This window comes from Paraburkholderia sp. (assembly GCF_049581445.1).
Classification (GTDB): domain Bacteria; phylum Pseudomonadota; class Gammaproteobacteria; order Burkholderiales; family Burkholderiaceae; genus Paraburkholderia.
Genome location: NZ_JBAURZ010000331.1, coordinates 1 through 20530 on the forward strand (window position 1 = coordinate 1; position 20530 = coordinate 20530).

The window sequence follows — 20530 nt, forward strand, 5'->3', positions numbered from 1 at the left end:
GCCGCAGGCGAAGCCACAGGGCGCCAAGCCCGCAGGCGCGCCGGTGCAACCACAGGTCCGCAAGGACAACCCGCGTCACGAGACCACGCGTCATCATGGCAAGCCGGGGGTGAATACACATGACGGCGCCGGTGCGAACCATGCGCCGCGCAAACCGCAGGGCCAGGGTAAGCCGCAAGGCGGTAACCCCGGCGCGCTGCTCGGTGGCGCGAAGCCGCGCGGAGATGCACCGCGCGGTTCATCGCAGCCGCCGCGTAATGGCGGACAGCGCGGGCGTTAAGGCTCGAGCACTGAAGCGAACCGTTAAGCTCAACCGTCACGAACTGGCGGTTGAGTCTCTCCAGGGCTTTCAGATTGTCCTGAGGCCTATCCATGCTGAATCAACGACCGACGCGGTTCTAACGTCTGGCCGCCGCAGTCGCCTGCTTCAAGTGCTCGATCTGCTGTTCCCATCGATCGAGCACCGCCTCTCCCCCCTCTTCCAGTTCGAACGTGATGCCGCTGGTTAAGCGCGCATAACGGACTTGCTGCATCTCGCCAGTATCGATAGAGCCCGAGAAATACGCGAGCCCAATGTTGTCTTCTGCCACGCGCTGCAATGGCTCGAAGCGCAACTGCACCTGATAGAACGCGTCCTCGCAGACGAACGTCAGCGTCGCGCGTCCGCTCTGTGCGAGCACGGCCGCTGCGCGCGAGCGCGGCCACAGCGCGACGCCAAGCGTGCGCGAATCCGGCGCGTACAGTTCGCCCACACCTAGCAACGAGGTACGTACGTGCCCGTTCGCATCAATGGTCAGAAACGATGCGGTGAAGCCTGTCTTGCTCGCGAGCGAGGAGCCATCGAACAAGGCGCGCGCCGCGCCAGGCCATTCGTCGAACACCTCGTGTTCGAGCGAACGCTCAGAGGCAGAATCAGTCATTGCTTGTCTCCACTGTCGATCGGAGTTGGCGCCTTACTCTGGTCCCATACAAAGCACTTACTTCGGGCTCGTGCAGAGCACTCCGGGCCCACGCAACATGATTGCGCTTCCGTTGTCTTCAGTACAACTGCCTTGAGGGCGAGCCTCAAACACAAATGGCCCGCAGACGCGGGCCATTGGCTCAAACCACTCGCTGCGTCACTCGGCTCAGCACCGCCTGACGTGCGCTGAACGCCAGGCGTCACGCATCAACGGAAGAATACATGCTGAGTGATCTTGGCGAGCGGGTAATGCACGCCGGGTTGAATCTTCGCAGGCAAGTCGAGCGGCTTGAGCAGCATCTTCACGCACATATCCGCCGATAGATTACGTCGCACAAGCGTGTTGATGCGCGCGGCACGATCACGGTTATAGGCCGAATCGTGCACGCGCTCCGGGTAGCGAATCGCAAAGACATGCCGCAACGCGATCTCGGAGTCTTCGTTCTTGATCTCCAGCACGCGGCGCATCAGGGCACCCAGCACTGCAAGGCGGCCATTGCCTTCGATCCTGTTGTACTTTTTGAAAAACTTGAAGAAGTGCTTGTAGTGGCGCACCTCGTCCGTGCGAATGTTGTCGGTGATCTGCTTGAGCACCGGCTCATCCGAGCACTCGCCGATCGCGCGATACAACGTGGCCGTACCGGTTTCCACGACACAGCGTGCAACCATTTCAAGTGCGCGGGTCTTTTCGAAGTCCTCAACGGAACACGTCAACTTGTATTCTTCGAAGAAATTGTGGAAGGCCGTATCCCAGTCGAACTCCGGCCACACGTGAGCGATGTAGGTCTTCAGCGCCCGGCCGTGCTGCATCTCTTCGGGCTCCCACTCGTTGTTGAGCCAGGCCGACACTTCCGGGTCGTCGTTAAAAAAGGTGCTCAGGTTACTTGTATAGAGGTCTGTACCGCTTTCGATAAATGAAGCTGCGCACAGCAGCAGCAGCAAATCTTCGTTGGCGACGGCCCGCTGCCTGTCAACCCGGCTGAGGTCAATATCCTCAATACGCCAGGGCATCACATGGGTACGCTCAGTGTGCATCGTTCCTTACTCCGAAAGCTGCATCGACGCGATGAGCGAGCCTGCGACGCCCCGGTTTTCGCATGGCTGGCTTCTCGTCGATACAGCGCCTTGAATTAGAGTTAACCCCTTGTATCTTGCATATTAGCTCGTGTTCCAGAACTCTGCAGATAACACAGCACAGACCATGCCGGGCCTTTTCAGTTCCGGAGAACGTGTAGTTCAAATGTTCCAAAACAAAACATCGCGGGCGATGCGCATAAAAAAGGCAGCCGCAAAAGGCTGCCTTGTACGATGCTCACGGGCTTCTACGCGCGATGCGATCCCACGCTTCTCATAAGATTCTGAAAGGCCTCAGAACACGCTATGTACCCGCTGTGCGCCCGCTCAGAAGCCTGCGGCGAGACCATCGCGACGGCTGTCGCTGGCTGCGACGTAGCCACGCTCCGGTTCATTACGGTCGAGCTTCCAGATGTACTGGCCAGAGCCGAAGTCCATGTAGGGATCGTCGACCGACTTGATCGTATGGCCAAGGTTTTGCAGCGCTCGCGCGACGTCGGGGTCGAGGGTCGCTTCGACGTCGATCGTGAAGTCGCGGTTCACTTTCCAGCGGGGCGCATCGCACGCCGCCTGCGGCTGCTGGCCATAGTCGAGCATCCGCACGAGCGACTGCAGATGCCCTTGCGGCTGCATGTCGCCACCCATCACACCAAAGCTCATCACGGCTTCCTGCTTGCCGTCCACTTGTTGCGTGAGGAACGCCGGGATGATCGTATGAAATGGCCGCTTGCCACCTGCGACGACGTTGGGCGACTTTGGGTCCATCGAGAAACCGCAACCGCGGTTCTGCATCGCGATGCCGGTATCTGGGACCACGATGCCCGAACCAAAACCCATGTAATTTGACTGGATAAAGCTGACCATCATGCCGCGCTCATCAGCCACCGACATGTAGATGGTGCCACCCGCTTTGGGCATACCGAAGTCGAACTGCGTGGCGCGCTTAGGGTCGATCAACTTGGCCCGTGCACTCAGGTAAGCGTCGTCGAGCATCTGCTCGGGTGTGACCTCCATCGAACGCGGGTCCGCCACGTAGCGGTAGACATCGGCGAATGCGAGCTTCATGGCTTCGATCTGCAAATGCTGCGACTCGATGCTGTCCACCGCGAGCGTATCCACATCGAACTTCTCGAGGATACCCAGCGCAATCAGCGCGGCGATCCCCTGGCCATTCGGCGGAATCTCGTGGACCGTATAGCCTCGATAATCCTTGCCGATCGGCTCGACCCAATCGGCCCGGTAATTACGCAGGTCGTCAGCCGTCATTGCGCCGCCGTTCTCACGGGCGAACGCCGCGATCCGATCAGCGATCTCACCTTCGTAATAGGCGCGCGGCCCCTGTTCGGCCAGCTTGCGCAAGGTCTTCGCATGTCCGGGGAAGCGCACCAGTTCGCTCACTTCCGGCGCGCGGCCGCGCGGCATGAAGGTCTGTGCAAAACCCGGCAGGTCTCGTAGCTCAGGCACTGCCGCGGCCCACTTGTAGGCCACGATGCTCGCGACCGCATGACCGCGCTCGGCGATTTCAATGGCCGGTTCCATCAGATCGGCGAACGGCAGCGAACCGAATTTCTGATGCAAGGCCTCCCAGCCCGCAATCACGCCTGGCACGGTGACGGCGTCCCAGCCCCGCTTGGGCTGGATCGCAAGACCGTTGTCCTCGCCGTACTTGCGCTTGAAGTAGTCCACATTCCATGCTGCCGGCGCTACGCCGGACGCGTTCAAACCATGCAGCTTCGCGCCGTCCCATACCAGCGCGAAGGCATCGCCGCCCAAACCACACGACACCGGCTCGACCACCGTGATGGCGGCGGCCGCCGCGATTGCCGCATCGACCGCATTGCCGCCCTTCCACAACATGCGCAAGCCGGCTTGCGCCGCGAGCGGATGGGAAGTGGAAACGATGTTGCGCGCGAACACAGGAAGACGGGGCGTGGGATAAGGGTTCTGCCAGTTGAAGCGGGTCATGTCGGAGACTCTCGGAAAGCACGTCCCGGCGTAAGACACGGGCCGGGATCATCAAGAAAACCATCGCAGGGGGAACCATGGATTGCAGCGCGAACCGACAGAAAACGCAAATTCATTTATCAAATGAATCAATGCAGCAGCTTGCTGAATAAGTCGTCTGTGATCCTGCGCATGTCGCGCGAGTTGGCGGACAACCCGTCGGATGGTCTTACAATACGCTCACCGCACCACGCTGTTTAACCGCTGCCCGCTTCTGGCGCTGAGCGCTGCCTGCGACGCCGACGCAAATACGTGACCCGAGAGACATGACCCGAGACCCCCGCCTCACCCTCAACGCACGTCAACAGGAATTGCTCGAGTGGGTACAACGCGACGGCTTCGTCACCGTGGATGACCTGGCAGCACATTTCGATGTCACACCGCAAACCATCCGCCGCGACGTCAACTGGCTGGCCGACATGAACTTGCTGCGCCGCTATCACGGCGGCGCGAGTCTGCCGACGAGTTCGGAGAACGTCTCCTATACCGCGCGGCAGCGCATGTTCCATGACGAGAAGCGGCGCATCGCGGCGCTGGTGGCCACGCATATTCCCGATCAAGCCTCGCTGTTCATCAACCTGGGCACCACCACCGAAGAAGTCGCGCGCGCGCTGAACCGCCATCGAGGCTTGCGTGTGATCACCAACAATCTGAACGTCGCCAGCATGATGAGCGGCTACCCGGACTGTGAGGTGCTCGTGACGGGCGGCATCGTGCGGCCGTGGGACAAGGGCATCGTGGGCGAATTGGCGATCGATTTCATTCGCCAGTTCAAGGTCGATTTCGCCATCATCGGCACTTCGAGTATCGAAACCGACGGTACGCTGCGCGATTTCGACACCCGTGAAGTTCGGGTGGCCGAGGCGATCATCGAGCACGCGCGCACCGTGTTCCTCGCAGCGGATCACTCCAAGTTCGGCCGTCCGGCGCTGGTTCGTCAGGGTCATCTGGATCAGATCGACGCCCTCTTCACCGATGTCGCGCCACCCGCCGACATGACTGAAACCCTGGCGACCGCCGGCACTCAGGTCTACGTCGCGGAGTGACTCGCCGGGACGCGGACCGACTTCCTTGGTCAACCAAAGCCGCGCTCGGTCCATGTTGCACCGCACGCAAAACTTCGAGTGAAATCAAGAATTTTCCCGCCAATCCAGACCGCCTACGCGGCACCGGAATGTCAAAGGGAAAATTTACTGGGGACCAGTTGGCGTTCTGTGTGCGGTTGACTACACTCCAGTTCCCCGACGCCATTTTCATATCGCGGCGGGCGTAACAGTAGTACCCCCGCCTGATCCTGTAGCGGATCGCTGTGCGCCCGCCGCACCGCTGGCCAATGGCCGAAAAGCAATCCGCGCTACGCTAGACATGGAGAGAAACGATGCTGAGTCCGCATGAATTCGCCACGTTGTTGCTTGTGAAGGATGCTCCTAATCAGGTTGAGATGGAACGAGAGGAGCTGGATGCGTTGCTTGAACGACAGCTCGTCCAACTGGAAAAACTCGCCTCGGGCCTGAAGCAATGGAGCCTCACGGAGATCGGGGACAGCGCGATCCGGGCGATCAAGCGGTTTTCGTAATGCGTCGGCGTGTACCCGGCGCATGGTATTGAATGGGCAAGACCTTGGGCGGCGCGTTGAGTCGAAGTAACGCGCGCCCATGAGTTGCCGGTTGCCTCGTCAGATCCCTTTTCAGTTTTACCTCTTCAGTTGCTATCAGGCTGGGGCTGCGCTTGTGACGGATCAATTTACGCAGTAAATTGATCCGTTGCGTTTCCACGCCCTCCGGCATGCCCAAGACACTCTCCGACGAAGCTATTCACCAGTTCCGCGAAAACATGCGCCGCGTCGCCGAGAATGCGTTCGCCACGCGCGGCGCGCAAGGCGTCACCATGCGCGAACTGGCCAAGGAACTAGGTTGCAGCGCCATGACGCCCTATCGCTACTTCCGCGACAAGGACGAGCTGCTCGCGATGGTGCGAGCCGCTGCGTTTAACCGGTTTGCGCAGCGGCTGGAAATCGCCGTGCACGAGGCTGAGGCCACGCGCCGGGGTGCAGCGCTGATCCAAGCCTACGTGGCGTTCGCGCTGGACGAGCCGCACGCGTACCGACTGATGTTCGATCTGAATCAGCCCGATGATGACGCCTATCCCGAACTTGCGGCGGCGTCGCAACGCGCATGGCGCATGCTGGGCGAGCATTTCGAGCCGCTCGTCGAAGCTGGCCGCCTGGCCGGGGATGCGCGGTTGATCGGCTACGCCTACTGGGCGAGTCTGCATGGTTTTGCGATGCTGGCACTGGCTAATCAGTTGCCGCCGCCGCAGGCACAACTGCCGATGCATGAGTCAGGCAGCGCCAGCGGCGCGCCGAGCCGCGAAGCGGTGCTGGCGCAGATTACGGCGATGCTATGGCGCGGGGCGCTGGCGGAACCGAAGGGTTAGGCGCTGGCAGAACGAAGGAGTTAGGCGACAGCCGACCCGAAGGCGTTGGCGTTGGCTTTGGCCGCATCGCACAGCCAGGCGCTGGCCGAGCCACAACATTCGACACCGGTCTGCCCATCAGCCACCGCTACGACTCGAGCGCGCTCAGCCCGCCCGCAACGTCGGATCAACCGACGCACGCCAGCTAATCGCTTTCGCCCGCTGGTCGAGGAAGAACGCGACCCACTGATTACGCGCCTGCGGATCACTGCTCGTGCCGAGCGTCGTGTAATGCTCCGCGATCGCCGTCTGGAACGCGCAGTAATCGTCCTTGGATACCTTGCCGCCCCGATTGGCGACGTACGCGTCGTAGAACGTCGTGTAGACCGATTGCGCGTCGTTGCCGTAGTCCACCGGCGCCGCGGCACAAATCTGCTGCAGGGCCACGAACGAAGGCGCGCCCATGCTTCCACTCAGGCTAGGCGTGCTCACGCATCCCGCCAGCAGTGCAACCGCGCCCGCCGTCCCGATCGTGCACAGTCCCGTCCCCAGCTTTGTCCAAAGTCCCCGCATGTTTCACCTCGATATGACCGTTGCCGTGAGTATCGTCGGCGGATCTAGATTACACCACCACCCCGGAACCCCGATCACCCGATCACGAAACCCGAACTTTACTTTTTCGAATATGTTCATTAAAGTTCGCAAACGAACACTATCGGTTCGATCAATTTTTCCTACCGGCACGGAGACACAGCAGGTGACGCAAGGCTCGAGATTCGATTTGCTCGTCGTGGGCGGCGGGATCAACGGCGCCGGCATCGCACGCGATGCAGCGGGGCGCGGCCTGTCCGTGATGCTCTGCGAGCAGGACGACCTGGCGGCGCATACGTCGTCGGCCAGTACCAAGCTGATTCACGGCGGCCTGCGCTACCTCGAGTACCGGGAATTCGGGCTGGTGCGCAAGGCATTGCAGGAACGCGAAACGCTCCTGCGCGCCGCGCCGCACATCATGTGGCCGCTGCGCTTCGTGATGCCGCATATGCCGAACCTGCGGCCGGCGTGGATGATCCGCGCGGGGCTTTTCCTCTACGACCATCTGGCGCGGCGCGAATTGCTGCCGCCTTCGCGCGGCATCGACATGCGCCGCCATCCCGCAGGCGCGCCGCTTGTCGACTCCATCAAGCGCGGCTTCGTCTACTCGGACGGCTGGGTCAACGACGCGCGGCTCGTCGTGCTCAATGCGCTGGATGCGCAGGAACGCGGCGCCACCATTTTCACGCGCACCAAACTGGTCGGCGCGGTTAGGGCGGGTGGTGAATGGCACGCACAACTGAAACGCGCTGACGGCACGCAACTCGACGTACGCGCCGGCGCGATCGCGAACGCCGCCGGTCCATGGGTGGGTGAACTGCTGCACGGTGCACTCGGGCGCGAAGCAACCCATAGCGTGCGACTCGTCAAAGGCAGTCACATCGTCACGCGGCGGCTGTTCGATCATGATCACGCGTACATCTTCCAGAATCCGGACAAGCGGATCATCTTTGCGATCCCGTACGAGCAGGACTACACCCTGATCGGCACCACCGATATCGAATATCGCGGCGACCCCGCGAAGGTCGCAATCAACGGCGACGAAACGCAATACCTGTGCGACTCGATCAACCGCTATTTCAAGCAACAGATCACACCGGACGACGTGCGTTGGACCTATTCGGGCGTGCGTCCGCTGCTTGAAGATGAGAGTGCGGACAATCCATCGGCGGTGACGCGCGACTACCAGCTCGACCTCGATGCTCCAGCGGGCGAGGCTCCGCTGCTGTCAGTGTTCGGCGGCAAGATCACGACGTTTCGCAAGCTCGCGGAAGAAGCCGTCGACCAACTCGGTCGCGCGCTGGATCGCCCTGCGCCGGCGTGGACCGCTGGCGTGCCGTTGCCTGGCGGCGATATTGCACAGGCGAATTTCGAACGCTTTGCCGAGCAGTTCCAGCAGCAACATGCGTGGCTGCCCGCCGAACTGGCGCGTCGCTACGCACGCGCCTACGGTACGCGCGCCGGACATGTCACCGCTACGGCGCGCTCCCTGGATGAGTTGGGCCGCGCGTTCGCGCCCGGACTCTACGAAGCCGAACTGCGTTATCTGCGAGATACCGAATGGGCACGCAGCGCGCAAGACGTATTGTGGCGGCGCTCGAAGCTCGGTCTGCACGTCGAGCCGGGCACGCTCGAAAGTGTCACGCAGGAAATTGACGACTGGTTCGCGCGCACGCAGTCGCGCCCGGGCGCGAGCGAAGGCGGCCCAGGCCCGAACGGTACGACCGAACGCGGCGCGATCCAGCATCAAACCTAAATCACGCGTAAGCGCGTCACGTCCACAACCGGCGTGACTTTGCCATGACCTGATAGAAATGCGTTCCAGCACGTACGTTCGTGATCGGAATGCACAGCAGCAGCAGGGCCGTTGCAGTACCTTGAATAACAAGCCGCTCCCGTCGCCGGCCCCCAAGGCACGACGACTCAATAAAACATGGAGAAGAGACAATGCAGGATCAGTACATCCTCGCGCTCGATCAGGGCACAACCAGTTCGCGCGCGATGCTTTTCGACCGCCAGGGCAATGTCGTATCCACTGCCCAGAAGGAGTTCCAGCAGATCTACCCGCGTCCGGGCTGGGTCGAACACGACCCGCAGGAAATCTGGTCGACCCAGGCCGGTGTCGCAGCCGAAGCGGTCACGCGTGCCGGTCTGAACGGCACGTCGATCGCCGCAATCGGCATCACGAACCAGCGTGAAACGACGATCGTCTGGGATCGCGAAACCGGTCATCCCATCTATAACGCGATCGTTTGGCAAGACCGCCGCACCGCTGACTTTTGCGACGAACTCAAGGCTCAGGGCCTCGAAGAAAAAGTCCGCGCGAAGACTGGTCTGCCGATCGATTCGTATTTCTCGGCCACCAAGATTCGCTGGATTCTCGATAACGTCGAAGGCGCCCGCGAGAAAGCGAACCAGGGCCGGCTCGCGTTCGGCACGGTGGATAGCTGGCTGGTGTGGAACTTCACGCAGCATGGCCTGCATGTCACCGACGTCACCAACGCGTCGCGCACTATGCTCTTCAATATCCACACGCTGCAATGGGACGACGAACTGCTCGCCGCGCTGGACATTCCGCGCAGCATGTTGCCGGAAGTGCGACCGTCGTCGGAGATTTACGGCCCCACCAAGACCACGGTATTCGCCTCGAAGATTCCGCTGGCCGGCATTGCAGGCGATCAGCATGCCGCGCTGTTCGGGCAGATGTGCACGCGCTCGGGCATGGTGAAAAACACCTACGGCACGGGCTGCTTCCTTGTGATGAACACCGGCGACAAGCCGATCGAATCGAGCAACAACCTGGTTACGACGATTGCCTGGCAAATCGGCGATCAGATCAACTATGCGCTCGAAGGCAGTATCTTTATTGCAGGCGCAGTGGTGCAGTGGTTGCGCGACGGGCTTGGCATCATCAAGACAGCGGCGGAAATCGAAACGCTCGCCCGCAGCGTGCCGCATAGCGACGGCGTGTATCTCGTGCCCGCTTTCGCCGGCCTCGGCGCTCCGCACTGGAATGCCCGCGCGCGCGGCACGCTGTTCGGCGTCACGCGCGGCACCACGTCCGCGCATATCGCCCGGGCCGCACTCGACTCGATCGCTTATCAATCTCTCGACGTCCTGAAGGCCATGGAAGCCGACTCGGGCATTCGCATCGGCGAGTTGCGCGTCGACGGCGGCGCCTGCGCCAACAATCTGCTGATGCAGTTCCAGGCAGACATTCTCGGCGTTGATGCAGTGCGTCCGAAAATCAGCGAAACCACTGCACTCGGCGCCGCGTATCTCGCCGGTCTGGCGGTGGGCTATTGGAAAGACGTCAACGAACTGCAAAGCCAGTGGGCGCTGGATCGTCGCTTCACGCCTGACATGGCGCCCAGCCAGGTCAAGGACAACCTGGCAGGTTGGCAACGCGCCGTCCGCGCCGCGAAAGCCTGGGCCGATACGCCCTGAGATTCAACGCGGCAAAGCGGGAATGGCCATCCCAGCGCTACTGCGTCACTAACGTACCGAAACCGGCAAGCCGCCCACTCAAGCGGCTTGCCGAAAAATTAAAAATTTTGGAGAACAAAGCATGTCACCTTACATTGCCGAATTCATCGGCACAGCGATGCTCGTCCTGCTAGGCGACGGCGCAGTCGCCAACGTGTTACTCGCCCGCACCAAAGGCAAAGGCGCCGACCTGATTGTGATCGTGATGGGCTGGGCGATGGCCGTTTTCATCGCCGTGTTCATCACGGCGTCGTTCAGCGGCGCGCATCTGAATCCGGTCGTGACGATCAGCCTCGCGCTTGCCGGCAAGTTTGCCTGGAGCAAAGTCCTCGGCTATGTAACCGCGCAGATGCTCGGCGGCATGGCCGGTGCGGGCATCGTGTGGATCGCGTATCGCCAGCACTTCGCGAGAGAGACCGACGCCGACGTCAAACTGGGCGTGTTCTGCACGGCACCCGCCATTCGCAGCGCACCGCACAATTTCCTGACCGAAATGATCTGCACCTTCGTGCTGATTCTTGGCGTGCTGTATCTGGCCTCGCCGCAGGTTGGACTTGGCGCGCTGGATGCGCTGCCGGTTGGCCTGCTGGTGCTCGGTATCGGCATTTCGCTGGGCGGCCCGACGGGCTACGCGATGAGCCCGGCGCGCGACCTGTCGCCGCGTCTGATGCACGCGCTGCTGCCGATTCCCGGCAAGCGCGACAGCGACTGGCGCTATGCATGGGTGCCTGTGCTCGGGCCGCTCGCTGGTGGCGCGGCTGCCGCGTTCGTTTATATGCACATGCACTGATACGTCGTACCACCCTGGTAGCGAAGGGTCGCGCAGGCGGCCACAAAGCACGTATCATGGTGCTTTCACCCCTGCGCGCGGGTTCATCGGCCCGTGCGCCCTCGCCCCAGTTTTCCGCATGATCGACCATCTCATCTGTGACTGTGACGGCGTGCTCGTCGACAGCGAAGTTATCGCTGATCACGTCATGCTCGAAACGCTCTCCTCAACCTTCCCCACCCTCGACTTCACCAGCGTCGTCAAGACGGCATTCGGTCAGCAGACCTCGCGCTTTCTCGCGGGCATCGAGACGTCGCTTGACATCAAACTGCCGGAGAATTTTCTGCAGACGGTCGAGCACAATGTCGAGGTGGCGCTCGCGTCGAAGCTCAGTCCGATTGGCGGCGTGCGCGACGCGCTAGAGCGCGTGTCGCTGCCGGCTGCGGTTGTTTCGAATAGCCGCATGCCGCGCGTGCTGGCTTCAGTGCGGCGCGCCGGATTGCAGCAGGTGTTCGGGGAGCGCATTTTCAGCGCCGAGCAGGTCGCACGACCCAAGCCCTTCCCGGATGTGTATCTGTTTGCCGCTCAGCAGTTGGGCGTGGAGCCGGCCAGATGCCTCGTGGTCGAGGACAGCGTGGCCGGCCTGAACGCGGCACGGGCCGCGGGCATGAAGACGATTGCCTTCGTCGGCGCGAGCCATATTCCCCACGGCTACGCAGATGCGCTGCGCAAAATGGGCATGACCCGCATCATGGAACACATGGACGAATTGCCCGCGTTGGTCGAAGCGGGCGTGCGCGGCGAATTTGGCGACGTGCAGTCTTAAGTAGATGAACGGCATGGTGCGCGGTTTTAGGCGCCGCGCACCACCCACCGCTTTAGCTCACACCTCGTCCGCGCAGCATTCACGCGCGGCGGCCAGCGCCTCGCGGAATTCCACCAGTTCGGCAATCGTCAGCATCGGCAGATTGTGTTGTGCCGCGAAACGCTCGACATCCGCGCCGCGCGTCATTGTGCCGTCCGGGTTCATTAGTTCGCATAGCACTCCAGCAGGCTTGAGCCCGGCGAGGATCGCCAGATCCACTGTGCCTTCGGTGTGGCCGCGTCGCGCCAGCACGCCTCCGGGCATCGCGCGCAGCGGGAACACGTGACCGGGACGGACGATATCGGCAGGCTTCGCCCCGTCGGCGATCGCGGCACGGATCGTCGTCACGCGGTCGGCGGCGGAGACGCCGGTCGTCACACCGTCACGCGCTTCGATCGACACCGTGAACGCCGTGCCGTGGCGGCTCTCGTTGTTGACCGACATAGGCGGTAGGTCGAGCGCGCGAATCTTCTCGTCGGGCAGGCACAGGCACACGATGCCGCTGCATTCGCGGATCAGCAATGCCATGCTCTCGTTGGTTAGACGCTCAGCGGAGACGATCAGATCGGCTTCGTTCTCGCGGTCGTGGTCGTCTTGCAGAACCACGGCGCGGCCATCACGCATCGCTTGCAAGGCTGCGGCGATGCGGGGCGGAACGGCTTCGGTAGCAAGCAGGGGGAGATCGGCGAAAGCATCCCCCAAGGGGACTTCCTTCGGGGCGTCTTCCGCAATCGTCGAAGGAGCAGGAAAAGTAGTAAGGGACATTTGAAACGCTCATCGCAAAGGTTGGGCGAAAAACGTTTCAGGGCATTGCAAACAGACAACGCGCGCCCCAAGAGTCATCCTTTAGAGGGACGACCCTTCTGACGTTCCAGCAAGGGAACGCCCGCACGCAGCACAGACCTCCTGGCAGCGTGACGAGGACGGACATGACTATCTGCACATCTTCTTCCATCCGGACTATGACCGTCGGCTCTGGCATCGCACCAGATCTGCTGACCCCGCTCAAGTCTCTTGACTGCTGGAGACTCTTACTACGCGGGCGCTCGCGGGCTCACTGGCAAGCGCAATTGCGCTGCCGGCATACCGCCGGTGGGGAATTTCACCCCGCCCTGAAGACGCACTGATTACCGGAACTCCCGGCAGGTGAAGCATACAACAGCCGCGCCAGGTCTGCAGCGCGGCGGTATCCGAACAGAACGACGCCTCGTAGAGGAGGTGTCCAGTACAAGCGCTACGTGGACCGCGAGTCCGCAAGCCGCATGCGCATTCATCCTCGCTTGCATTGCGTCAACTGTCTCATCAGACCGGCGCCGTGTTGCGCGAGACGTCATGCGGCAGATCCCAGCGCGGCGGTGTTTCCGCGTTGACCGTGACGCGAAACGCGCGCGCCTCGGTGTCTCCCGGATTGCGCAGGCTGTGCGGCTGGTCGGCATCGAAGACGATAGCGTCGCCTGTTGCGAGCAACTGGCGCTGATCGTGCACGCTGACCTCCAGCGTTCCTTCGCTCACCACCAGATTGACCGTGGTGCCCGGCGCGCGGCGCACACCCGGCTCGGTATGCAAGGGCGCGACGCGCAGTTCGTGGAACTCGGCGGTCGCCGGCTCCGCGTCGGGGTAGAGCGAGCGTACCCAGTATCGGCCATTCGAACTGACGACACGGGTAGCACGGTCAGCCGGCAGATGCTCAAAACCATTCGTCGCATGGCGCCGCAAAAAAGCTGCGACGGACACTTTTAGGGCTACCGCGACTTTACAGAGCACCTTGATCGACGGCACGCTGCGGCCCGATTCGATCTGCGCCAGCATGGCGCGCGACACGCCTGATGCGCGAGCCAGCGCGTCGAGCGACAGTTGCCGTTCAGCACGCAAGCGGGCGAGATTCACACCGACCAGATGTTCCAGTGCATCGAAGGGTTCCGCGGCTCGCGGCCCTTCTTGAGGATCAGCCGCAGGATCGCGAACCAGCGCAAGCGGGGAATGCATAAGTGCCTCCAGTAGCGCCGCCACAGAGCGGGCAAAGGTGAGTGAAGGCAAGATAGCATCGCGTCTGGCTGCGTCCAACGAAGTTATCTTCACACTGTTATCAGCATTGCGGCGGACGATTCCGGCAAAGCTTGTGCCGAGTCCTCATATCGTCACCCGGGTTGCTGGCTTACGCACCGGCGCATCCATCCGCGCTGCAATCCACGTCAGCAGCAACGCCGCTACGGACACGGCCGCCGCTACCCACGGCAACGCGTCGAGCCCAAGGCCGTGACTGATGGCCATGCCACCGAGCCACGCGCCGCCCGCATTGCCGAGGTTGAACGCGCCGATGTTAAGCGTAGAAGCCAGGTTCGGTGCTGCTGTCGCCTTTTCCACCACGCGCATTTGCAGCGGGGGCACGGTCGCGAACGCGGCAATCCCCCACACTAAGAGCGTCACCGCCGCAGCCACCTGCGAATGACTGGTGCGCGTGAAGATTGCCATCACCACGGCGAGCGCGAACAGAATGCCCATCAGCGACGGCATCAACGCACGGTCAGCGAGCTTGCCGCCTACCGTATTGCCCACCGTCAGGCCCACGCCGAACAGCACCAGCATCAGAGTCACGCCACGCGGCGAGAATCCGCTGACCTGTTCGAGGATCGGCGCGATATAGGTGAACACAACAAACACGCCACCGAAGCCAACAATCGTCATTGCCAACGCCATCCACACCTGCGGGTCTTTCAGCACGCGTACTTCGTGAGCCAGCCCGACCGGACCCGTGTCATGATGGTTCGGCACCAACGCCGACACGCCCGCGAGCGACAACACACCCAGCACGCTCACGACCCAGAATGCCATACGCCAGCCGAACTCCTGACCGATGAATGTCCCCAGCGGCACGCCCAGTACATTGGCCAGTGTGAGTCCGGTGAACATCAAGGCAATCGCGCTGGCGCGCTTTTCCTGCGGTACGAGCGATGAGGCCACAACTGCGCCGATCCCAAAGAACGAGCCATGCGCGAACGAAGTCACGACGCGCGCGATCATCAGCACCGAGTAATCCGAAGCAATCGCACACAGCACGTTGCCGACGATAAATACGCCCATGAGCATTTGCAACGCGAGCTTGCGCGGCATCTTGCTAGTGACTATGGCAAGCAGCGGTGCGCCGACCGCGACACCCAACGCGTAGCCGCTTACCAGCAGACCGGCGGACGGAATCGACACGGCCAGATCGCTCGCGACCTGGGGCAGCAAGCCCATGATCACGAACTCAGTGGTGCCGATGGCAAAGGCGCTAATCGCTAGCGCAAGGAGCGGGATAGGCATCGCAAATCTCCAGATTTCAGTAGTGGATGCGGCGTTAGGCGTCGGTCTCGCCGTCGTGCAGCGCCGTCACGAACTCGACGACCACGCCCGGCGCGAGCGCGACAAACAATTGCAGTTCACGGGAAAGCGGCACTTCGGCGATCTGACAGGCCACCCGAGCTTCACGCATGCGCACGAGCAGCGCCTGCCACTCGGCGGCGGTCTCGATCCGGAAGGCGATGTGATCGATCCGTGGCGCCGTCCGGCCGGCCTGCGCCGGCACGGTGGCGTCGATCAGATGGATCACTGGCCGTCCGCCCGTGTAAAGCCAATAACCGTCAATCCCGAACGGCGGCCGGACACCGTCCTCGAGTGCCACTACGTCCACAAAGAAGCGGCGGGCGGCGGCGAGGTCGGCGGTGACAATCGTGGCGTGATCGAGGTGCATGGCGATTCCAAAGGGCCGGCTTGCAGACCGGGCAAATCAATTCATGGTGCGCATTCTCCCTAACCCACCAATTTTTGAGAATTGGCGTAGCATTTGAATCATTTTCAAACAATCCTGAATAATCGATGGATAACCTCGGCGACATCCGTCTCTTTGCCGAAGCCGCGCAGCTCGGCAGCCTGTCAGCGGCCGGCCGCAAGCTCGGGCTCACCCCGGCCGCCGCCAGCGCCCGTCTGGCCAAGCTCGAAGCCGGGCTCAAGACTCGCCTGTTCGAGCGCACCACCCGGCAACTGCGGCTCACGGACGAAGGGCGTATGTACCTCAACTGCTGCCGCCAGGCGCTCAAGGCGCTGGACGACGCCGAAGCCCTGCTGCAAGCCGGTCAAAACGTGGTGCGCGGCAAAGTGCGGATTTCCGCAACCTCCGACTTCGGCCGCAACCTGCTGATGCACTGGCTCGACGAATTCAACCTGCGCTACCCCGAGGTGACGTTCGCGCTGACGCTGTCGGATTCGCTGTCGAACCTCGTGCTGGAGGACATCGATCTGGCGATCCGCTTCGGCGTGCCGCAGGACAGTTCGCTGATCGCCCGGCCGCTGGCGCCGAACCGGCGCGTGGTGTGCGCCTCGCCGGCGTACATCGCCCGGCATGGCGAGCCCAAAGACCCGTTGGATCTGGCCCGGTTTGAATGCATCGTGCTCAGTACCGCATCCGGCCCCGTCAACGAATGGCGCTTCACGCGCGGCAATGAGACCCAGCTATACGAAGTGCCGCTCGAAACCGCCCGGGAAACCAACGACGGCGCAGTGGCCCGCGAATGGGCGTTGCGCGGCTATGGGATCGTGGTGAAGTCGATGTGGGATGTGGAAGCAGACCTGCGCTCGGATGGCCTGAAAGTGCTGCTACCCGACTGGCGCTACCCTGATGCACCGCTGCACGCGCTCTATCACCGAAACCGCTTTATGGCGCCGCGCGTGCGGGTGCTGCTGGACTTTCTCGCCGAGCGTTTCGCCCAGGTTTCCGACGAGCTGGAAGGCCTGCTCGGCTTGCCGCAGGCGCGTCCCGGGAAAAAACCCGTGCGCAGTGAAGGGCTATAATGTTGGACTACGCTGCAAACGTGCCCGTCCGGCTATTCCGGGCCGCTTCAGGCCTGCGCCCAGCCACTGCCGCGCACGTTTTCGCCTCTCTTCACTTTTAAATGACGCCCCCAGGTTAACCACTGCGACCGGCGAAACTCGATGACCAAGAAAGTTTATGTAAAGACCTTTGGCTGCCAGATGAACGAGTACGACTCCGACAAGATGGTCGACGTACTCGGCGCGGCGGAAGGCCTCGTCAAAACGGACACACCGGAAGACGCAGACGTCATTCTCTTTAACACCTGCTCGGTGCGCGAAAAAGCGCAGGAAAAAGTCTTCTCCGACCTCGGCCGCGTGCGCGAGCTGAAGGAAGCGAATCCGAACCTGATCATTGGCGTGGGCGGCTGTGTAGCGAGCCAGGAAGGCGCGTCGATTGTCGCGCGGGCGCCGTACGTGGACCTGGTATTCGGCCCGCAAACTTTGCACCGTCTGCCGCAGATGATCGACAAGCGCCGCGAAAGCGGCCGCGCCCAGGTCGACATCTCGTTTCCGGAAATCGAAAAGTTCGACCACCTGCCGCCGGCGCGTGTCGACGGCCCGAGCGCGTTTGTCTCGATCATGGAAGGTTGCAGCAAGTACTGCAGCTACTGCGTCGTGCCTTATACGCGTGGCGAAGAAGTGTCGCGCCCGCTGGACGACGTGCTGACCGAAATCGCCGGCCTCGCCGATCAGGGCGTGCGTGAAGTGACGCTGCTCGGCCAGAACGTGAACGCTTACCGCGCCGGACTCACGCTCGGTTCGTCGGAGATCGCGGACTTTGCGACGCTGATCGAATACGTCGCGGATATCCCCGGCATCGAACGCATCCGTTACACCACGTCGCATCCTAAGGAATTCACGCAGCGCCTGATCGACACCTACGCGAAAGTGCCCAAGCTCGTGAGCCATCTGCACCTGCCGGTGCAGCACGGCTCCGACCGCATTTTGATGGCGATGAAACGCGGCTATACCGTGCTCGAATACAAGTCGGTGATCCGCAAGCTGCGGGCGATTCGCCCGGACCTGTCGCTGTCCACGGACATGATTGTCGGCTTCCCTGGCGAGACCGAAGAAGACTTCGACAAGATGATGGCGCTGATTCACGAGATGAAGTACGACACCAGTTTTTCGTTCATCTTCAGCCCGCGTCCGGGCACGCCGGCCGCGAATCTGCACGACGACACGCCACGCGAGGTGAAGCTCAAGCGTCTGCAACACCTGCAGGCCACGATCGAAGAAAACGTCGCGCGCATCAGCGAGGCGATGGTCGGCAAGGTCGAGCGCATTCTGGTCGAACGCCCGGCGCGCAAAGATCCCACCGAACTCGCGGGCCGCACCGAGAACAACCGTGTGGTGAATTTCCCGGCACCCATTGCATCGCACGCGCGGCTGACTGGCCAGATGGTCGACGTGAAAATCGTGCAGGCGTACCCACATTCGCTACGCGGCGAACTCGTGTTGACGCACGACACGATGTACAACGACTCGCCGGCAACGACCCATTAAGCGCACCGCCTACTGACAGGATCGACCCACCGCCTTGAAGACCACTCAGCAGCATCTGGAATTCACCGCACCGCGCGAAGACAACGCGCGGCTCGCCAACCTCTGCGGACCGCTGGACGAAAACCTGCGGCAAATCGAGCAGGCGCTCGATGTCACACTGCAACGCCGTGGCCACCGCATCTCGATCCGCGGGCGGGGCGCCAAACTGGCGCTCACTGCCCTCGAGAACTTCTACAACAACGCGCGCGATCCACTGTCCGTGGACGATATCCAGCTCGCGCTCGTCGAGGCGCGTCACCCGCCGCGCGCTCACAGCAATGGCGCACAGAGCCCGGACGCGCGCTTTCGCCACGACCCGGATCACCCGTTCGACGAACCCGCCGACACCGGCGATGAAGACCTCGAAGAACTCGGCCCGAAGCTCTATACCCGCCGCGCCGATCTGCGCGGTCGGACCCCGATGCAACGCGAATACCTGAAGCAGATCATCTCGCACGACGTGACCTTCGGCATCGGTCCGGCGGGCACGGGCAAGACCTACCTGGCGGTGGCCTGCGCGGTGGACGCACTGGAACGCGATCAGGTGAAGCGCATTGTGCTGACCCGCCCGGCTGTGGAAGCGGGCGAGCGCCTGGGCTTTTTGCCTGGCGATCTGGCGCAGAAGGTGGACCCGTACCTGCGCCCGCTGTACGACGCACTGTACGACCTGCTCGGCTTCGACAAGACGGCGAAAATGTTCGAGCGTCAGATGATCGAAATCGCGCCGCTCGCGTACATGCGCGGCCGCACGCTGAATCATGCGTTCATCATTCTCGACGAGGCCCAGAACACCACGCCCGAGCAGATGAAAATGTTCCTGACGCGGATCGGCTTCGGCTCGAAGGCCGTGGTGACCGGTGATACCACTCAGGTCGACTTGCCGCGTGGCCACAAAAGCGGTCTGATCGAAGCGCAGCAGGTGCTGTCCGACGTACGCGGGATTGCGCTCACGCGCTTCACCAGTGTTGACGTGGTACGGCATCCGCTGGTTGCGCGCATTGTGGAGGCTTACGATGCGCATTCGCAGAAGAACGCCGGCCCAACGGATGCGCGTTGAGATCCCCATGCCAATGCCCATGCCCGTTCTGCGGTTTCGTAAAGAGCCGCTTTCGGGCCCGATGACACCGCTAGCCTCCCGCCACGCATGAGCCGCACCCCGAAACTGACGTTGACCCTGCAATTCCCCGCCGCCAAGGCGTGGCCGGAACACAAGGCGGTCTTGCCGCGCGCCACGGTGGCCAGTTGGGTCAAGGCGGCGCTCTTTGCGGACGCGGAGCTGACTGTGCGCCTCGTGGACGCCGAAGAAGGCCGCACGCTTAACCGCACCTACCGCGGCAAAGATTACTCAACAAATGTGCTGACCTTTGCCTACGCGGAATCCGAAGACGATCCGGTCACGGGCGATCTGATCCTGTGCTGTCCGGTGGTCGAAAATGAAGCTGCGGAACAGGGCAAGCCGCTCGCCGCGCACTATGCGCACCTTTTAGTCCACGGTACGCTGCACGCACAAGGCTACGATCACGAGGTCGAAGAGGAAGCGCAGGAAATGGAATCCATCGAGACCGAGATCATGGCCGCACTCGGCTTTCCCGACCCTTACCAAGACCCCTACCCGTCGCCGGTTTAGCCTGCTGCAACGATCGTGAGCGCCCCTTTCCCCACCCCCGACGACCGCCCACCCTGTCCCGGCTATCCACCGGCGCTCGGCGAATCGCGGTTGTTGACGGACGAGGAACTGCGCGCGTCGCTGGAATGCACGCTGCGCGACTGGGACCGGGAGAGTGACCTGTGGCTGTTCGGCTATGGCTCGCTGATATGGAACCCGGGAATGCCGACCATCGAGGGCACGCGCTCCAAGGTGCACGGCTACCACCGCGGACTGTATCTGTGGTCGCGGGTGAACCGCGGTACGCCGGAGCAGCCGGGGCTCGTGCTGGCGCTGGACCGCGGCGGCTCGTGCACCGGCATCGCC

Annotated in this window: 20 protein-coding genes, 1 pseudogene and 1 riboswitch; of the genes and pseudogenes, 13 read left to right on the forward strand and 8 right to left on the reverse strand. The window is 62.3% G+C overall.

All coding sequences use genetic code 11. The features are described from left to right. Nucleotides 1–280, forward strand: a pseudogene (locus WCA85_RS27495) (hypothetical protein); the annotation flags it as partial. Nucleotides 281–398: 118 nt separating this feature from the next. On the opposite strand, the gene WCA85_RS27500 reads toward WCA85_RS27495, so the two are convergent. The 3 genes from WCA85_RS27500 to ggt all read right to left on the reverse strand — a co-directional run bounded on the left by WCA85_RS27500 (nucleotide 399) and on the right by ggt (nucleotide 4000). Beyond that, entirely contained in the window at nucleotides 399–920 is a 522-nt protein-coding gene (locus WCA85_RS27500; protein ID WP_424068023.1) for a hypothetical protein, read from the reverse strand. A 248-nt stretch (nucleotides 921–1168) separates the two neighbouring features. Further along, a complete protein-coding gene (locus WCA85_RS27505) occupies nucleotides 1169–1996 on the reverse strand; it encodes a ferritin-like domain-containing protein (RefSeq protein ID WP_424068024.1) in 828 nt (275 codons plus the stop codon). 366 nt (nucleotides 1997–2362) lie between these two features. Next, complete coding sequence (gene ggt, locus WCA85_RS27510) at nucleotides 2363–4000, reverse strand: gamma-glutamyltransferase (protein WP_424068025.1); 1638 nt, start codon at nucleotides 3998–4000, stop codon at nucleotides 2363–2365. 305 nt (nucleotides 4001–4305) lie between these two features. Between ggt and WCA85_RS27515 the strand changes: the two genes are divergently transcribed. From WCA85_RS27515 to WCA85_RS27525, 3 genes are all read left to right on the forward strand, one after another. Then, complete coding sequence (locus tag WCA85_RS27515; protein ID WP_424068026.1) at nucleotides 4306–5085, forward strand: DeoR/GlpR family DNA-binding transcription regulator; 780 nt, start codon at nucleotides 4306–4308, stop codon at nucleotides 5083–5085. 332 nt (nucleotides 5086–5417) lie between these two features. Continuing rightward, on the forward strand, nucleotides 5418–5615 hold the full coding sequence (locus tag WCA85_RS27520) for a hypothetical protein (protein ID WP_424068027.1): 198 nt from the start codon (nucleotides 5418–5420) through the stop codon (nucleotides 5613–5615). 209 nt (nucleotides 5616–5824) lie between these two features. Beyond that, nucleotides 5825–6475 (forward strand): TetR/AcrR family transcriptional regulator, encoded by a 651-nt coding sequence (locus WCA85_RS27525; protein WP_424068028.1) that lies wholly within the window; start codon nucleotides 5825–5827, stop codon nucleotides 6473–6475. A gap of 144 nt (nucleotides 6476–6619) precedes the next feature. Here the strand turns inward: WCA85_RS27525 and WCA85_RS27530 are convergent, their stop codons facing one another. Further along, nucleotides 6620–7027: a hypothetical protein gene (locus WCA85_RS27530; RefSeq protein WP_424068029.1), complete on the reverse strand. Its 408-nt coding sequence runs from the start codon at nucleotides 7025–7027 to the stop codon at nucleotides 6620–6622. Between the two features lie 184 nt (nucleotides 7028–7211). Between WCA85_RS27530 and glpD the strand changes: the two genes are divergently transcribed. The 4 genes from glpD (at nucleotide 7212) to WCA85_RS27550 (ending at nucleotide 12126) form a co-directional block, all read left to right on the forward strand. After that, nucleotides 7212–8801, forward strand: coding sequence for a glycerol-3-phosphate dehydrogenase (gene glpD, locus WCA85_RS27535; protein WP_424068030.1), 1590 nt, complete (start codon nucleotides 7212–7214; stop codon nucleotides 8799–8801). Between the two features lie 191 nt (nucleotides 8802–8992). Further along, nucleotides 8993–10492: a glycerol kinase GlpK gene (glpK, locus tag WCA85_RS27540; RefSeq protein ID WP_424068031.1), complete on the forward strand. Its 1500-nt coding sequence runs from the start codon at nucleotides 8993–8995 to the stop codon at nucleotides 10490–10492. Nucleotides 10493–10613: 121 nt separating this feature from the next. Further along, complete coding sequence (locus WCA85_RS27545) at nucleotides 10614–11321, forward strand: MIP/aquaporin family protein (RefSeq protein WP_424068032.1); 708 nt, start codon at nucleotides 10614–10616, stop codon at nucleotides 11319–11321. 118 nt (nucleotides 11322–11439) lie between these two features. Then, nucleotides 11440–12126 (forward strand): HAD family hydrolase, encoded by a 687-nt coding sequence (locus tag WCA85_RS27550; RefSeq protein ID WP_424068033.1) that lies wholly within the window; start codon nucleotides 11440–11442, stop codon nucleotides 12124–12126. 57 nt (nucleotides 12127–12183) lie between these two features. Here the strand turns inward: WCA85_RS27550 and ribB are convergent, their stop codons facing one another. From ribB to WCA85_RS27570, 4 genes are all read right to left on the reverse strand, one after another. Next, entirely contained in the window at nucleotides 12184–12930 is a 747-nt protein-coding gene (ribB, locus tag WCA85_RS27555) for a 3,4-dihydroxy-2-butanone-4-phosphate synthase (protein WP_424068034.1), read from the reverse strand. Nucleotides 12931–13104: 174 nt separating this feature from the next. Next, nucleotides 13105–13289, reverse strand: a riboswitch (FMN riboswitch). Between the two features lie 178 nt (nucleotides 13290–13467). Further along, nucleotides 13468–14151 carry a helix-turn-helix domain-containing protein gene (locus tag WCA85_RS27560; RefSeq protein ID WP_424068035.1) on the reverse strand — a complete coding sequence of 228 codons (684 nt, stop codon included), beginning with the start codon at nucleotides 14149–14151 and terminating at the stop codon, nucleotides 13468–13470. Between the two features lie 144 nt (nucleotides 14152–14295). Further along, nucleotides 14296–15468 carry an MFS transporter gene (locus WCA85_RS27565; RefSeq protein ID WP_424068036.1) on the reverse strand — a complete coding sequence of 391 codons (1173 nt, stop codon included), beginning with the start codon at nucleotides 15466–15468 and terminating at the stop codon, nucleotides 14296–14298. Nucleotides 15469–15502: 34 nt separating this feature from the next. After that, the gene (locus tag WCA85_RS27570; RefSeq protein WP_424068037.1) at nucleotides 15503–15895 is read right to left on the reverse strand and encodes a VOC family protein; all 393 of its coding nucleotides are present in this window, start codon (nucleotides 15893–15895) and stop codon (nucleotides 15503–15505) included. 125 nt (nucleotides 15896–16020) lie between these two features. Here WCA85_RS27570 and WCA85_RS27575 point away from each other — a divergent pair, with 125 nt between their 5' ends. The 5 genes from WCA85_RS27575 to WCA85_RS27595 all read left to right on the forward strand — a co-directional run. Further along, nucleotides 16021–16992, forward strand: coding sequence for a LysR family transcriptional regulator (locus WCA85_RS27575; protein WP_424068038.1), 972 nt, complete (start codon nucleotides 16021–16023; stop codon nucleotides 16990–16992). Between the two features lie 141 nt (nucleotides 16993–17133). Next, nucleotides 17134–18519, forward strand: a complete 1386-nt coding sequence (gene miaB, locus WCA85_RS27580; RefSeq protein ID WP_424068039.1) for a tRNA (N6-isopentenyl adenosine(37)-C2)-methylthiotransferase MiaB — start codon at nucleotides 17134–17136, stop codon at nucleotides 18517–18519. Nucleotides 18520–18553: 34 nt separating this feature from the next. Continuing rightward, nucleotides 18554–19615, forward strand: a complete 1062-nt coding sequence (locus tag WCA85_RS27585; RefSeq protein ID WP_424068040.1) for a PhoH family protein — start codon at nucleotides 18554–18556, stop codon at nucleotides 19613–19615. Nucleotides 19616–19702: 87 nt separating this feature from the next. Then, nucleotides 19703–20185 (forward strand): rRNA maturation RNase YbeY, encoded by a 483-nt coding sequence (ybeY, locus tag WCA85_RS27590; protein WP_424068041.1) that lies wholly within the window; start codon nucleotides 19703–19705, stop codon nucleotides 20183–20185. A gap of 15 nt (nucleotides 20186–20200) precedes the next feature. After that, nucleotides 20201–20530, forward strand: a 330-nt coding sequence (locus WCA85_RS27595) for a gamma-glutamylcyclotransferase (protein WP_424068042.1), incomplete at its 3' end; no start/stop codon positions are given.